The following is a 14,062-nucleotide window of genomic DNA, read 5'->3' on the forward strand; positions in this document are numbered from 1 at the left end:
GATGAGTTACGGATACAGTGCAACCACCAATATTCTCTATGTATTGGAAGATAAACCAGCCTATGACGCCAACGGCAATTGGCCTGAGGATGTAAAACCCATTACTGATGCAGAGTGGACGACGTATTGCGCACAAGGGCCTGAAGGGAAAATGCGGGGTGCTGATAGCCAGGGTTTACCCTGCTGGGTCGATATCCCGCCTCCGTCAAAAGTGCAGGCGGTGGAGGCCGCCAAGATAGATAAATCGCAACGGCTGGCACTGGCGACAAAGAAGATCGCCCCGTTGCAGGATGCGCAAGAGCTGGGGATAGCGTCAGCCGATGAGCAGGCGCAGTTACTGGCCTGGAAGCGTTACCGGGTGCTGATTAATCGGGTAGATGCTGAAGCCGCGCCGGATATTGAGTGGCCGCCGGTGCCGGAGGCGTAAAAACAGGGCCAGCTGTACAGGGTAGCTTCACGTAAATCGTGCTGGTAGATAGCCTAATGCGCACTCTGTGATCGGGCTGACAAAAGAAATATCTTGCGTAAGATATGCTTATCAATTATACAAAATAGACTGTTAAGGATAAAACGATAGATTAGGGAGTGACTTTTTTCATGGAACGATTGCCAAATGAAATGCTAATAGATGAGTTAAGTATAGTTGAAGGTCATTCTTATAGGGATGATAGTCGCTATTTGTTGCTTTTTTCTCTAAACGTTGTTTGTGTTTTTAATAATTGCAAGCTCGAAAAGGGAGTGTGATATGAGCAGCAATATGGAGATAGCCAAACGTATAGTGAAAGCCATTTTATCACCAGACTCAGTGATAGGGTTTTTTCATGGTGTGCTATCAGTCCCTAAAGATCTAGGGTATTTGGCCTATGGCTATATGGATACTGATACCCGATTCATGCGTGAGTCAGAACGAATTAGAATGGTAGGTGCTATTAAACATGGCATCTTAGAAAATAAAAACTTTGCTGAAACTATTGAGACTGTATTAGATAAGTTTAGCGACAACGTTCCTGAGAAAAAAAAAGGATAGTATTTACAGCCAGGTGGCTTTTTCAATGGTCGGAAGAACTGTTACAAACTCTGTGATAGCGGGTAGGTTAGCCATTGCCGTTTCTCAAAGCAGCTCTCTTTTGGTGGCGGTTCGGGGTGGGATAATGGGCAATATCCTTCTGATGGGAGGGATGGCTGAACGTAGCATTTATACATCCAGAGCATTACAGCAAAGCGACCCTGAAATATACTATGCGTTACATCGTAAGAATTACGATCTTCTATATTTTTTGGTGGAGCCTTTACTGGAGCCCTTTGTGGAAGCTCTGAGGGTAAAAAGAACTCAAGGGCAGCCTGAGTTTGATAAAATTTTGGATATGGTAGAAGATGAACTCAAAAAATCAAAAAGGCCATGAGATAAAGCAGAGCCTTTTTAGGCGGTTAATGCATACTGCTTTAGAAACCATGGCATCAATTTTAGGCGGTGCATTGGTTCTTATATGTGCATATTGGTTTTTCCATTTTGATACGTGGCATGAACGATTTATTTATATTACTTTATCTATAGTAGTTGTGTATTTGATTTGTAAGGTATTGCCTGATAGGCCAGAGTAAAAAATGTTTTATCTGGTAGCTAACGTTTCCCTAACGGTTAAATCATTAAGTAAACCCACCAAATGTTACCCAAGCGCCCATAATAAAGCCCGCATAAAATGCGGGCTTTTAGGGTTGTGGCGTTTCCCTGGTGTTGCCACAAGAAGCCCATTAACCCTAGAGGAATGGCTAAAACTCGTCCAATCGATTCGCTAGATCAATAACACGATATTGATCGGTGAAAACGATCGTAGCCCCTGCATTGCCTTGCTTCCCTTCTACCGCCTGTTGTCTGGTCGGCCTTCCATCCGTCACCACGTGCAGCCTTGTCTGCCTGGCGGCATGCTGTTTGCACCTACTCACAACGGAGCAAGCCGCTTATGGCTGACTATCATCACGGCGTGCGTGTCATCGAAATCAACGATGGCACCCGCGTAATCTCTACCGTTTCGACGGCCATCGTCGGCATGGTCTGCACCGGGGAAGATGCCGATGCCACACTGTTTCCCCTCAACACCCCGGTATTGATCACCGACGTGCTGGCCGCCAGTGGCAAGGCCGGTAAAAAAGGCACCCTGGCCGCGTCACTGCGCGCCATTGCTGAACAGGCCAAACCGGTTACGGTGGTGGTGCGTGTAGCCGAAGGCAAAGACGAAGCTGAAACCACCTCCAACATCATCGGCGGTGCGGATGAGAATGGCCGCTACACCGGCATGAAAGCGCTATTGGCCGCGCAAGCAGAATGCGGGGTTAAACCGCGTATCCTCGGCGTACCTGGATTGGATAACCAAGCGGTAGCGACGGCACTCGCCAGCGTCTGCCAGCAGTTGCGCGCCTTTGGTTATATCAGTGCGTTCGGTTGTAAAACCGTGTCGGAGGCCATCAAGTACCGCGACAACTTCAGCCAGCGCGAGCTGATGCTGATCTGGCCGGAGTTCATCACCTGGAACACCACCGCCAACAGCAGCGACATTGCCACGGCCACCGCGCGTGCGCTCGGCCTGCGCGCCAAAATCGACACGGAAACCGGCTGGCACAAAACCCTGTCCAACGTCGGTGTTAATGGCGTGACCGGTATCAGCGCCTCGGTGTTCTGGGATTTGCAGTCACCAGGCACCGATGCTGACCTGCTCAATGAAGCCTGTGTCACCACGCTGATCCGCAAAGACGGTTTCAAGTTCTGGGGCTCCCGTACCTGTTCGGATGATCCGCTGTTCCTGTTTGAGAACTACACCCGTACCGCGCAGGTGATTGCCGACACCATGGCCGAGGCTCACCTGTGGGCCGTTGACCGCCCGGTCACGCCCACGCTGATCCGCGACATGATTGACGGCATCAAGGCCAAATTCCGCGAACTGAAATCCGCCGGGCTGATTATCGACGGGGATTGCTGGTATGACGACAGCGCCAACGACAAGGAAACCCTCAAGGCCGGCAAGCTGTTTATCGATTACGACTACACCCCAGTGCCACCGCTGGAAGATTTAACCCTGCGCCAGCGTATCACCGACAAGTATCTGGTGACGTTCGCCGCGTCCGTGAACCGCTAAGGAGCCATTGCGTTATGGCACTGCCGAAAAAACTGAAGTACCTGAACCTGTTCAACGACGGTTACAGCTATATGGGCGTGGTGTCCTCGCTCACCTTGCCCAAGCTCACCCGCAAGCTGGAGAAGTATCGCGGCGGCGGCATGAATGGCGCTGCGTCTACCGATATGGGGCTTGACGATGACGCGCTGGCCCTGGAGTGGTCGATGGGCGGCCTGGATGAATTGGTGTTGCAACAGTGGGGCAGCGTCGATGCGGTGCCGCTGCGCTTTGCCGGTTCGTTCCAGCGTGACGATACCGGTGAGGTCTCCGCCGTGGAAGTGGTATTGCGTGGCCGCCATAAGGAAATCGACTTTGGCGAGTACAAGCAGGGGGAAGACACCGAAACCAAGGTGGCGACCGAATGCACCTACTTCAAGCTGACCATTGACGGTAAAGAGCTGATTGAAATCGACACCGTGCATATGGTGGAGAAGGTCAACGGCGTTGACCGCCTGGCCGAGCACCGCAAAGCCATCGGCCTGTAATTCCTGCGCCAGCCTGCCCGGCTGGCCGCTATCCCTGTTTATTGAGAGAACATCATGAAAGACGAAAAAGACGACAACCTGGTGACGCTGGAAAACCCGATCCAACGCGGTGACACCACCATTACAGAAATCCGCATCACCAAGCCTAACGCAGGCACCCTACGTGGTGTGGGTCTGGCGGCTGTTGCCAATGCCGATGTTGACGCGCTGCTGATTGTCCTGCCGCGCATGACCTACCCGAACCTGACCAAAGACGAATGCCACCGTCTGGAGTTACCCGACCTGGTGGCGCTTGCCGGTAAGGTTGTCGGTTTTTTGTCGCCGAACTCGGCAGCGTAGTAATGGATGCCCGCCTGGGCGTCGATGATCTGATGGCGGATATCGCAGTGATATTCCACTGGCCGCCGTCGGAAATGGCCGGAATGTCGCTCACCGAGCTGCTGAACTGGCGGGATAAAGCGGTGCAACGCAGTGGAGTGAACCATGAGTAATCGGCTACAGCTTCAGGTGTTGTTGAAGGCCGTCGACCAGGCCACTCGCCCGCTAAAGAGTATCCAACAGGCCAGTAAAAAACTGGCGGCGGATATCAACGTGACCCAGGGCACCCTCAAATCCCTGGACGCACAGGCGCGCCGGATTGAGGGCTTTCGTAAAACCAACGGGCAATTGGCGGTCACCGGTGAGGCACTGAAAAAGGCCAAGGCGGAAGCCGCCGCCCTGGCCGTGCAGTTCAGGGCCACGGCAAACCCGACGGCGCAACAGGCGCGGCTACTGGCCGCGTCCAAACGGGCCGCCAGTGAGCTGCAAACCAAATACAACGGCCTGCGTCAGTCGGTGCAGCGCCAGCGGGAGGCACTCAACGCCGACGGCATCGCCACCCGTAACCTGAGCGCCGAACAGCGCCGGTTAAAAGCCAGCGTGACCGAGGCCAGCGCCAGCCTGGCACGTCAGCGGCAAGAGCTGGAACGCCTGAGCCAAAAACAGAGTGCAGTGAACCGCGTCAATGCACGTTACCAGAGTGGTAAAGCGCTGGCCGGATCAGTACGCAATGCCAGTGCCGCCGGGGTCGGGGTTGCCACTGCCGGGCTGTACGCCGAAAGCCGGTTTATTGCACCGGGCGTCGAGTTTGACCGGCAGATGTCGGATACCCAGGCCACCCTGGGACTGGCAAAGAATGACCAGCAACTGGCGGCCATCCGCCAACAGGCGCGGGATATCGGTGCGACCACGGCGTTTTCTCCGACCGATGTCGCCCGTACCCAATCGGTGTTGGCGAAGTCCGGCTTTGACGGTAACGCCATCCTCAAATCGACCGAGTCCACCGTCAATCTGGCGTTGGCGTCTGATTTGGACATTGCCGACGCGGCCGACATCATCACCAACATGCAATCGGCGTTTAACCTGCCGATCGATGAGGTGCAGCGCGTTGCCGATGTGATGACCAAGGGGTTCACCAGCTCCAACAGCAACCTGATGGATTTTGGCGAGGCGATGAAGTATGTCGCGCCGATTGCCGAAGCCGCCGGGGCCAGCATTGAAGACACCACCGCAATGCTCGGCGTGCTGGCGGATAACGGCATCAAGGGCAGCATGGCCGGGACGGCGACCAGTGCGATGTTTACCCGCCTACAGTCCCCGGTTGGGCAAGCGGGGGATGCGCTGTCAGAGTTGGGGGTAAAAACCCAGGACGACAAAGGCAACATGCTGCCGATCGCCGGTATTATGCAGAAAATCGACACGTCGTTTAAAAAACACAAACTGGGTACCGCGCAACAGGCGGAATACCTGAAGGTGATTTTTGGCGAAGAAGCGATGAAAGGCGCGATCAAGCTGATCGGTGCCGCCGGTAACGGCAAGCTGGCGACCAAACACGACACGGTCACTCGTTCCCAGGGCGCGACCGCGCAGATCGCCAAGGTCAAGGTAGACAACCTGGACGGCGACCTGAAAAACCTGTTCTCCGCCTGGGAAGATGTGCGTATTGAGGTGTTCGACGGGCAGAATAGCGCGCTGCGTCAACTGACCACCACGGCAACGACTTGGTTGGCAACCGCTGGCACCTGGGTAAGGGCCAATCCTGAACTGGTCGGCACCCTGGTGAAAGTGACCGCCGGAGTCACCGCGCTTATTGGCGGGCTGGCTGCACTCGGTCTGATTGCCTGGCCGGTGATGGCCGGGGTCAATATGTTGGTGGCCGGTGCCGGGTTGCTGGGTACGGTGTTTACAGTGGTGGGTGGTGCGGTTGCGGCGGCGTTTACCGCCATTACCTGGCCGGTTCTGGCATTGATTGCCGCCGTGGCCGCCGGTGCGTTGCTTATCCGCAAATACTGGGAGCCGATTAGCGCCTTTATCGGTGGCGTGGCTGAGGGCTTCAAGGCCGCCATGGCCCCGGTAGCTGCGGCGTTCTCACCGCTCAAGCCGATTTTCGACTGGTTTGGCGAGAAGATTAAAGCCGTCTATGACTGGTTTATGGCGCTGCTGGCCCCGGTGAAGTCTACCCAGGCCGAACTGCAAAGCGCCGCCGAAATGGGGCGTAAGTTTGGATCCGCCATTGCAGGCGCATTGAACCTGCCCATGCAGGTACTAGAGAAGCTCGGCAGCAAGGTCGGTTGGCTGGCGAAAAAGCTCGGCTTGATGAAGGACGAAACCGCCGAGCTGGATAAACAGACGGTGATCAATACCCCGCATGCTACCGGTGCCGACGGGTTGGGTTATTCGCCCAGTGGTGGTTTGCTGGCGGCCAATCCTATACCGGTAGTGAAAACGGCTCCGCCAGTGGGCGCGCCTGGCGTATTACCGGCCCCGGTGGTCAATGTGGCTTCCAACACCGCTTTACCGCCGCCCGTGGTGCAGGTTTCTCCGGCAGCCATTGCTTTGTCACCGGAGGTTGAGGCACCCGACCAGCCCACGACATCCTTCATGGCCCCGGAACAGCCCGCGCCATCGGTGAATGTCCAGGCCGCCAAGCCGTTAGCACCGCAGCATTACGCGCCGGTGGTGCCGGGAGCGTCCAGTGCCTACACCGACAACAGCGTGACGCACAACCGGTTTGATGTTGTCGTTCCCCCAGGGATGAGCCAAGAAGAGGTCATCCGGTTGCTGAATGAGGCGCAGGCTCGGCAAGAGCGTGAACGTCGCGCCCGTGCGCGCAGTGCCATGACCAGCTAGAGGAAAATCATCATGATGCTGACATTAGGGTTCTTTGTTTTCATGATGCAGACGCTGCCTTACCAGTCGATGCAGCGCACGGCGGATTACCGCTGGCCGACCAATGGCCGGGTAGGGCAGCGGCCTGCCGCGCAGTTCCTGGGACTGGATGAGGAGAAAATCACCTTATCCGGGGTGCTAGTGCCGGAAATCACCGGCGGGCGCTGGTCGCTGCTGACCGTGCAGTTGATGGCAGAGCAGGGGCGAGCCTGGCCGCTGATTGAAGGCACCGGCACCATCTACGGTATGTTCGTTATCGAGTCGGTGAGTGAAACACACAGCCAGTTCTTTGCTGACGGCAGCCCGCGCCGCACCGAGTTTACACTGACGTTAAAACGGGTTGATGAGTCCCTGGCGGCGATGTTTGGCGACCTGCGACAACAGGCGGGTGAGTTGTACGGGCAAGCCGGGGAACTGGCTGGAAAGGTGGGCGGGTTCTTGTCATGATAACCGGCGTATCCTTACCCGCCGGGGCGCGGATTGCCCCGGACTTCTCCCTGACCCTACAGGGAAACAACATCACGCATAACATCCGGGCCCGGCTGCTGTCGTTAACGCTGACGGATAACCGGGGCTTTGAGGCTGACCAGCTCGATATCGAACTGGACGACAGCGACGGCCTGATGGTGATGCCGCAGCGTAATGCGGTGCTGTCACTGGCGCTCGGTTGGCAGGGCTCACAACTGACGCATAAAGGGCGGTTTACGGTGGATGAGGTGGAACATCGGGGTGCACCGGATACGCTGACGATCCGTGCACGTAGCGCCGATTTTAGGGGCTCGCTCAATACCCGCCGGGAAGCCTCTTATCACGACACCACCCTGGGTGACATCGTGCAGCAGATTGCCGCCCGCAACCAGCTTACTGCCAAGTTGGCTGCCGGGCTGGACGCGATAAAAATCAGTCATATCGACCAGACACAGGAAACGGACGCGGCGTTTGCTACCCGGCTGGCGTCACTCAATGGCGCGGTGGCCGCCGTTAAAAATGGGTGCCTGCTGTTTATCCGCCCAGGGAACGGCACCACGGTGAACGGCAAACCGCTGCCGGTGATGACCATCACCCGCCGTGATGGCGATCGGCACAACTTCAGCCTGGCCGATCGGGATGCCTACACGGGCGTGACCGCAAGCTGGCTTAACACCCGACAGCCCAAACCGCAGAAGGTAAAACTGCAGCGCAAACCCAAAACTCAGCACCTGCGTGCCCTGCAACACCCGAAGGCCAAACCGGCCACACAGAAGGCGGCTAAACCGGCTGAAGCGCAGAAAGGGGAATACCTGGTCGGTGCGGAAGATAACGTGTTCACCCTCCCGACTGTCTACGCCACGCAAGCCGCTGCTATGCGTGCCGCGCAGGCAAAATGGGAGAAGCTACAGCGCGGTGTAGCCGAGTTCTCGTTATCCCTTGCTATGGGGCGTGCGGATCTCGTACCAGAAACCCCGGTGCAGGTGAGCGGGTTTAAACAGGTGATCGACGCGCAACCCTGGATAGTGAGCAAGGTGGTTCATAACCTGAGTAACAGCGGTTTTACGACGGCGGTAGAGTTAGAGGTTTTGTTATCTGATGTCAGCTACGAGGCTTCATAACTTCACTTTATGCATTTGTAAATTAGATTAAAGCTAATTTAAATCCAGATCGCAACGCGTATCATCGCGGCAAGAGCCATTGCTAAGGATATTGCCGTGTTTCATTGCCCGTTATGTAAAACTGCTGCACATGCCCGGTCGAGCCGTTACCTGAGCGATCAAACCAAAGAACGCTATCACCAATGCCAGAACATCAATTGCGGGCATACGTTTAAAACGATGGAAACATTTGATAGTTCAATCATGGTGCCAGGCGTAATCAACAGTGCGCCGCCGCATCCCACAAGGGGCAATCAAGGCACTCTTTGGATTTAATTAAGGCCCGCGATAAAGCGGGTTTTTTGTTGCCTTGAGTAAGGTAAACAACCACTGCTGAAGTAGGGATCGAGACAAGAGGGGCAGAGAGCCAGAAAGTAGAGCGACACTTTTGCGACACTGCTAAGTAGGAACAAAAAAGCCACCTCGTGAGAAGTGGCTTAATCTTATGATTTTAAAGCAAAAATTTGGTGGCCCCTACTGGACTTGAACCAGTGACCAAGCGATTATGAGTCGCCTGCTCTAACCAACTGAGCTAAGGGGCCAAGCGGCGTGATTATACGGTAATCATGGGATACAGGTCTACACCCATAAAACCATATGATGTTTTTATGCACAGTTCTAGCCTGTTGTAATTGCAGGCAGATTTTGCGATAACCGCTGTTAATTCCTTTTAACGGACTGGTGATACTCATGGAGCTCTTGGCGCCAAACCTACAGGTGGTGTTCTGCGGCATCAATCCTGGCCTTTCCTCTGCCCATCAGGGCTATCCCTTCGCCAATGGTAGCAACCGCTTCTGGAAGGTGATCCATCAGGCGGGCTTCACCGATCGCCAGTTGGCACCGGAACAGTGGCTACAACTGCAAGATAATGGCTGCGGGATCACCGCTCTGGTCGCGCGCCCAACGGTGGCGGCCAGCGAACTTACACGTGATGAGCTGCGCGGTGGTGGAGAGGTGCTCAAAGAAAAAATTCTGCGTTACCAACCGCGTGCTTTGGCGATCCTGGGGAAACAGGCGTTCAGCAGTGCGTTTGGCGTGCGTAATGCAGCCTGGGGGCGACAGGAAATGATGCTGGGTAAAACCGAGGTGTGGGTATTGCCTAATCCCAGCGGATTGAACCGTGCCACGCTGGAGCAGCTTACCGAGAGTTACCGCGAGCTATTCCTGGCGCTGAAATAAGGCATAAAAAAACCCCGGCGAGCCGGGGTTCTTACGAGGTCGTTAAACCTTAGTCATCCAGGAAGCTACGCAGCACTTCTGAACGGCTTGGGTGGCGCAGTTTACGCAACGCTTTGGCTTCGATCTGACGAATACGCTCACGGGTAACGTCGAACTGTTTGCCCACTTCTTCCAGCGTGTGGTCAGTGTTCATATCGATACCGAAACGCATACGCAGCACCTTCGCTTCACGTGCGGTCAGGCCAGCCAGGACGTCGTGCGTGGCAGAACGCAGGCTTTCAGAAGTGGCAGAATCCAGTGGCAGCTCGAGGGTGGTATCCTCGATGAAATCGCCCAGATGTGAATCTTCATCATCACCAATCGGCGTTTCCATGGAGATCGGCTCTTTGGCGATCTTCAGCACCTTACGGATTTTGTCTTCTGGCATCAGCATACGCTCGGCCAGCTCTTCCGGCGTTGGCTCACGGCCCATCTCTTGCAGCATCTGGCGCGAAATACGGTTGAGCTTGTTGATAGTCTCAATCATATGCACCGGAATACGGATGGTACGTGCCTGGTCGGCGATAGAGCGGGTGATAGCCTGACGGATCCACCAGGTGGCGTAAGTTGAGAACTTGTAGCCACGGCGGTATTCAAACTTGTCTACCGCTTTCATCAAGCCGATGTTGCCTTCCTGGATCAGATCCAGGAACTGCAGGCCACGGTTGGTGTATTTCTTGGCGATCGAGATAACCAGACGCAAGTTGGCTTCAACCATCTCTTTCTTCGCGCGGCGGGCTTTCGCTTCACCGATCGACATACGACGGTTGATGTCTTTCACCTGCTCGATGGTCAGGCCGGTTTCTTCTTCGATCTGACGCAGTTTTTGCAGGCTGCGCTGAACATCTTCATTAACGTCTTTCAGCTTCTCTGACCATGGTTTACCCATTGCCAGTGCCGCTGCGAACCAGGTATCGCTGGTTTCGTTGCCGGCGAACAGGGTGACGAAGTTTTTCTTCGGCATTTTGCACTGCTCAACGCACAGCTTCATGATGATACGTTCTTGCGTACGAACGCGATCCATCATGGTACGCATGCTGTTGACCAGGAAGTCGAACTGTTTTGGCACCAGGCGGAACTGCTTGAACACTTCAGACAGCTTCAGGATCTCTTCTGCTGCGCTGGCGTGGCTGCGGCCGTTCTTTTTGATAACCAGACGAGTGGCTTCGTACTGATCGCGCAGATCGGTAAACTTCTGGCGCGCCAGTTCAGGGTCGATGCTGTTGTCGTCTTCAGCTTCGTCTTCTTCGTCTTCGTCTTTTTCGTCGTCGTCCTGCTCTTCGGTGGTTAATTCAGAACCGATGTGCGTTGCGGTAGGGGCGATGTCCTCTTCCGCGTTAGGATCGACGAAGCCGGTGATCAGATCGGACAGGCGTGCTTCGCCAGCCTCGACGCGATCGTACTGCTCCAGCAGATAGGTGATGGCTTCAGGGTACTCAGCAACCGAGCACTGCACCTGGTTGATGCCGTCTTCGATACGCTTGGCGATGTCGATTTCGCCTTCACGTGTCAGCAACTCAACGGTACCCATTTCACGCATGTACATGCGCACTGGGTCAGTGGTACGCCCGATTTCAGATTCTACGCTGGACAGCACCTGAGCGGCAGCTTCTTCCGCATCTTCGTCTGTGCTGTTGGTGTTTTCAGCCAGCAGCAGGTCATCGGCGTCCGGTGCTTCTTCCATCACCTGGATGCCCATGTCGTTAATCATCTGGATGATGTCTTCGATCTGATCGGAGTCGACGATATCTTCCGGCAGATGGTCATTGACCTCAGCATAGGTCAGATAGCCTTGCTCCTTACCACGTTGGACAAGAAGTTTAAGCTGTGACTGCGGGTTTTGCTCCATAAGACGGTATCCACACTTCAGAGTATTTGGGTTGGTGTCGGTCGGCGAAACCGCCAACAATAGCATTTGGGGCGTTTTTGTTGTTGCCGCGGCCCACTGTGGCGGCATATTGCAGGGCTCTGCCCTCGCATTTATCGGCACTTAAGCCGTTTGGTATTTAGTCTTTCTTCGCCAATGCCAGCTGTAATGACCAGAGTTCCTTGCGTTCGTCTGCATTCAGGCCATGCGTTCTGTCACGTGCGATCAAATCTTCCTGACGTTTTTCCAGCACCGAGTCATAGAGATTCGTCAGAGTATCTAAAAAGTGTTGCTCAACTTGTTCCTCAACGATCATATGGTTCCATGTCGCCAAGGTTTCAAGCTGCTGGCTCAATTTGTTATCTCGGTACAACTCCAGCAACTGGCCGGTAGTCAGGCCCGGCTGGGCTAAACAGGTCTGCACCAGTTCAACAAATAGCGGTAAACCCGCCTGTTTAGTCTGCTCGAGCCCTTCCAGGGAAGGGATAAGTGTAGCCAAACGCGGATTTTGCACCAGTAATCCTATCAGTATACGCATGGTTGTGCGTTTTAGCTGGGGCGCCTGATAAGTATTCGCATTTTCCGCCTGTTTGGGCATCAGCTTGTCGAGCTGGCTATCGTCCAGCAGGCCCAGTTTGCTGCCTAGCTGTTGGCGCAGGTAGAGACGCAGTGTCTCGCCTGGCACCTGAGTGATCAGCGGTAGCGCCAAGGTACTCAGTTTGGCACGGCCATCCGGGCTGCTCAGGTCGACCTGCGGCATCAACGTTTCAAACAGGAAAGTGGAAAGCGGCTGCGCCAGCTCCATTCGCTGTTCGAAGGCGTCTTTGCCTTCTTTACGGACCAGGGTGTCCGGGTCTTCGCCGTCTGGCAAAAACATAAACCGTAACTGACGCCCGTCGTTCAGATAGGGCAGTGCGGTTTCCAACGCACGCCAGGCGGCTTCACGGCCAGCCCTGTCGCCGTCGTAACAGCAGACAACGTTATCGGTAGCGCGGAACAGCAGCTGAATATGTTCAGCCGTTGTCGAGGTTCCGAGTGAGGCAACGGCATAATCAATGCCATATTGCGCTAACGCCACCACGTCCATATAGCCTTCGACCACCAGCAAACGTTGCGGGTTGGCATGGCTCTGCTGTGCTTCATACAGGCCGTACAACTGACGGCCCTTGTGGAATACTTCGGTTTCCGGCGAGTTCAGGTACTTGGGCATACCGTCGCCCAGTACGCGCCCGCCAAAAGCGATTACCCGCCCGCGTTTGTCGCGGATGGGGAACATCACCCGTTCGCGGAAGCGATCGTAAGTGCGCCCTTGATCGTTAGTCACCAACATTCCGGCATCGTTCAGTGCTGCCCGGCTGTCGGTATCACGCCCGAAACGCTTTAACGCATTATCCCAACCGGCAGGTGCAAAGCCGATGGCAAAATGGCGGATAACGTCGTCACTCAATCCGCGCTGTTGCAGGTAGTTTCGCGCCTGCGTCCCGTTGGATTGATGCAGTGACTGTTGATAGAACGCGCTGAGCTGTTCCATCAGTTGATATAGGCTTTGACGCTGATGGCGTTCGATTGGCGTCGGTCCGGTGCCTGCCTCGTAAGGCACTTCCAGCCCGTGCATGGTGGCCAGTTCCTCGATGGTTTCGACAAACTCGAGTCTGTCGTAATTCATCAGGAAGTCGACGGCGTTACCGTGCGCTCCACAACCAAAACAGTGATAAAACTGTTTGTCGCCATTAACGGTGAATGAAGGCGTTTTTTCGTGGTGGAACGGACAGCACGCGTGATAGTTCTTGCCCTGCTTTTTAAGCTTTACCCGGGCGTCGATCAGATCGACGATGTCGGTACGAGCCAGCAAGTCATTGATAAATACACGCGGAATTCGTCCAGCCATAAGCCCCTGTTACGATTGCCTATAAACGAGAACAAGCCGCGCATTCCTTTCGGAAAGCACGGCCTTCGTATGCAACTACTCGGTCTGCGTGTTCTTGAAAAAGAAAAAAATCACGCGGTGGGGTTACCCCCGAAGGATTAATACAGACGAGTGCGGCGTGCGTTTTCGCGAGCCAGTTTCTTCGCGTGGCGTTTTACTGCAGAAGCTTTAGCGCGTTTACGTTCGGTAGTCGGTTTTTCATAGAACTCACGACGACGAACTTCAGCTAAAACACCTGCTTTTTCGCAGGAACGCTTGAAACGACGCAGTGCAACGTCAAATGGCTCGTTTTCACGTACTTTAATTACCGGCATGTGCCTCTCACCTCAATAGAATTCGGTTTGCTGCTGGCCAAGCGCCAGCCTTTTCAAAATGGTGCGGAATTTTACTTCAATGGATGCTGCTTTGTAAAGCACCATAGCAAATTGAAACACGCCGCGTTCCGGCAAACTCGCGCAATTATGCATCGGCCGCCGATTATAGACTAATCAGAAAAAATTGCTCGTTTTTAATCACCCGGCGGGCAACCTTGTGAATCATCGACATAGCGCGCCATCGCG

At 54.8% G+C, this 14,062-nt stretch carries 13 protein-coding genes, 1 tRNA gene and 1 pseudogene; 11 read left to right on the forward strand and 4 right to left on the reverse strand.

Annotated features, from left to right (window positions below; all coding sequences use genetic code 11):
- Position 1 precedes the first annotated feature (1 nt).
- The 10 genes and pseudogenes from IMQ33_RS06465 to IMQ33_RS06510 all read left to right on the forward strand — a co-directional run bounded on the left by IMQ33_RS06465 (position 2) and on the right by IMQ33_RS06510 (position 8,766).
- Positions 2-427, forward strand: a complete 426-nt coding sequence (locus IMQ33_RS06465) for a tail fiber assembly protein (protein ID WP_196061578.1) — start codon at positions 2-4, stop codon at positions 425-427.
- Positions 428-745: 318 nt separating this feature from the next.
- Positions 746-1,403, forward strand: a pseudogene (locus IMQ33_RS06470) (hypothetical protein).
- A 558-nt stretch (positions 1,404-1,961) separates the two neighbouring features.
- Positions 1,962-3,131: a phage tail sheath protein gene (locus IMQ33_RS06475; protein ID WP_024528258.1), complete on the forward strand. Its 1,170-nt coding sequence runs from the start codon at positions 1,962-1,964 to the stop codon at positions 3,129-3,131.
- A gap of 14 nt (positions 3,132-3,145) precedes the next feature.
- On the forward strand, positions 3,146-3,655 hold the full coding sequence (locus IMQ33_RS06480; RefSeq protein WP_024528259.1) for a phage major tail tube protein: 510 nt from the start codon (positions 3,146-3,148) through the stop codon (positions 3,653-3,655).
- 54 nt (positions 3,656-3,709) lie between these two features.
- Entirely contained in the window at positions 3,710-3,994 is a 285-nt protein-coding gene (locus tag IMQ33_RS06485) for a phage tail assembly protein (protein ID WP_115159968.1), read from the forward strand.
- Between the two features lie 2 nt (positions 3,995-3,996).
- Complete coding sequence (locus tag IMQ33_RS06490) at positions 3,997-4,146, forward strand: GpE family phage tail protein (protein WP_115159967.1); 150 nt, start codon at positions 3,997-3,999, stop codon at positions 4,144-4,146.
- Positions 4,139-6,823 carry a phage tail tape measure protein gene (locus IMQ33_RS06495; protein WP_196062644.1) on the forward strand — a complete coding sequence of 895 codons (2,685 nt, stop codon included), beginning with the start codon at positions 4,139-4,141 and terminating at the stop codon, positions 6,821-6,823. The genes IMQ33_RS06490 and IMQ33_RS06495 overlap by 8 nt, the downstream gene beginning before the upstream one ends.
- 12 nt (positions 6,824-6,835) lie before the next feature.
- On the forward strand, positions 6,836-7,309 hold the full coding sequence (locus IMQ33_RS06500) for a phage tail protein (protein ID WP_196062645.1): 474 nt from the start codon (positions 6,836-6,838) through the stop codon (positions 7,307-7,309).
- Positions 7,306-8,451 (forward strand): phage late control D family protein, encoded by a 1,146-nt coding sequence (locus tag IMQ33_RS06505; RefSeq protein ID WP_196062646.1) that lies wholly within the window; start codon positions 7,306-7,308, stop codon positions 8,449-8,451. Before IMQ33_RS06500 ends, IMQ33_RS06505 begins: the two co-directional genes overlap by 4 nt.
- Positions 8,452-8,547: 96 nt before the next feature.
- Positions 8,548-8,766, forward strand: a complete 219-nt coding sequence (locus IMQ33_RS06510) for a DNA-binding transcriptional regulator (protein WP_115159963.1) — start codon at positions 8,548-8,550, stop codon at positions 8,764-8,766.
- 189 nt (positions 8,767-8,955) lie between these two features.
- Here IMQ33_RS06510 and IMQ33_RS06515 read toward each other — a convergent pair.
- Positions 8,956-9,032 (reverse strand) — tRNA-Ile (locus IMQ33_RS06515).
- A 148-nt stretch (positions 9,033-9,180) separates the two neighbouring features.
- Between IMQ33_RS06515 and mug the strand changes: the two genes are divergently transcribed.
- Complete coding sequence (mug, locus tag IMQ33_RS06520; RefSeq protein WP_196062647.1) at positions 9,181-9,669, forward strand: G/U mismatch-specific DNA glycosylase; 489 nt, start codon at positions 9,181-9,183, stop codon at positions 9,667-9,669.
- 49 nt (positions 9,670-9,718) lie between these two features.
- Here the strand turns inward: mug and rpoD are convergent, their stop codons facing one another.
- The 3 genes from rpoD to rpsU form a co-directional block, all read right to left on the reverse strand.
- Positions 9,719-11,557: an RNA polymerase sigma factor RpoD gene (gene rpoD / locus IMQ33_RS06525; protein ID WP_024528266.1), complete on the reverse strand. Its 1,839-nt coding sequence runs from the start codon at positions 11,555-11,557 to the stop codon at positions 9,719-9,721.
- 157 nt (positions 11,558-11,714) lie between these two features.
- On the reverse strand, positions 11,715-13,463 hold the full coding sequence (gene dnaG / locus IMQ33_RS06530; protein ID WP_021179484.1) for a DNA primase: 1,749 nt from the start codon (positions 13,461-13,463) through the stop codon (positions 11,715-11,717).
- 137 nt (positions 13,464-13,600) lie between these two features.
- Complete coding sequence (gene rpsU / locus IMQ33_RS06535) at positions 13,601-13,816, reverse strand: 30S ribosomal protein S21 (RefSeq protein ID WP_001144069.1); 216 nt, start codon at positions 13,814-13,816, stop codon at positions 13,601-13,603.
- Positions 13,817-14,062 lie beyond the last annotated feature (246 nt).

Source organism: Serratia sp. Res13-Sevr-LER1-36-b, from assembly GCF_015673035.1.
GTDB lineage: Bacteria > Pseudomonadota > Gammaproteobacteria > Enterobacterales > Enterobacteriaceae > Chania > Chania fonticola_C.

Excerpts from the sequence above, each read along its gene's own strand:
- dnaG (WP_021179484.1), bottom strand. The coding sequence starts at position 13,463 with ATGGCTGGACGAATTCCGCGTGTATTTATCAATGACTTGCTGGCTCGT.
- IMQ33_RS06495 (WP_196062644.1), top strand. The coding sequence starts at position 4,139 with ATGAGTAATCGGCTACAGCTTCAGGTGTTGTTGAAGGCCGTCGACCAG.
- mug (WP_196062647.1), top strand. The coding sequence starts at position 9,181 with ATGGAGCTCTTGGCGCCAAACCTACAGGTGGTGTTCTGCGGCATCAAT.
- rpsU (WP_001144069.1), bottom strand. The coding sequence starts at position 13,816 with ATGCCGGTAATTAAAGTACGTGAAAACGAGCCATTTGACGTTGCACTG.
- IMQ33_RS06490 (WP_115159967.1), top strand. The coding sequence starts at position 3,997 with ATGGATGCCCGCCTGGGCGTCGATGATCTGATGGCGGATATCGCAGTG.
- IMQ33_RS06485 (WP_115159968.1), top strand. The coding sequence starts at position 3,710 with ATGAAAGACGAAAAAGACGACAACCTGGTGACGCTGGAAAACCCGATC.
- rpoD (WP_024528266.1), bottom strand. The coding sequence starts at position 11,557 with ATGGAGCAAAACCCGCAGTCACAGCTTAAACTTCTTGTCCAACGTGGT.
- IMQ33_RS06480 (WP_024528259.1), top strand. The coding sequence starts at position 3,146 with ATGGCACTGCCGAAAAAACTGAAGTACCTGAACCTGTTCAACGACGGT.
- IMQ33_RS06500 (WP_196062645.1), top strand. The coding sequence starts at position 6,836 with ATGATGCTGACATTAGGGTTCTTTGTTTTCATGATGCAGACGCTGCCT.
- IMQ33_RS06475 (WP_024528258.1), top strand. The coding sequence starts at position 1,962 with ATGGCTGACTATCATCACGGCGTGCGTGTCATCGAAATCAACGATGGC.
- IMQ33_RS06465 (WP_196061578.1), top strand. The coding sequence starts at position 2 with ATGAGTTACGGATACAGTGCAACCACCAATATTCTCTATGTATTGGAA.
- IMQ33_RS06505 (WP_196062646.1), top strand. The coding sequence starts at position 7,306 with ATGATAACCGGCGTATCCTTACCCGCCGGGGCGCGGATTGCCCCGGAC.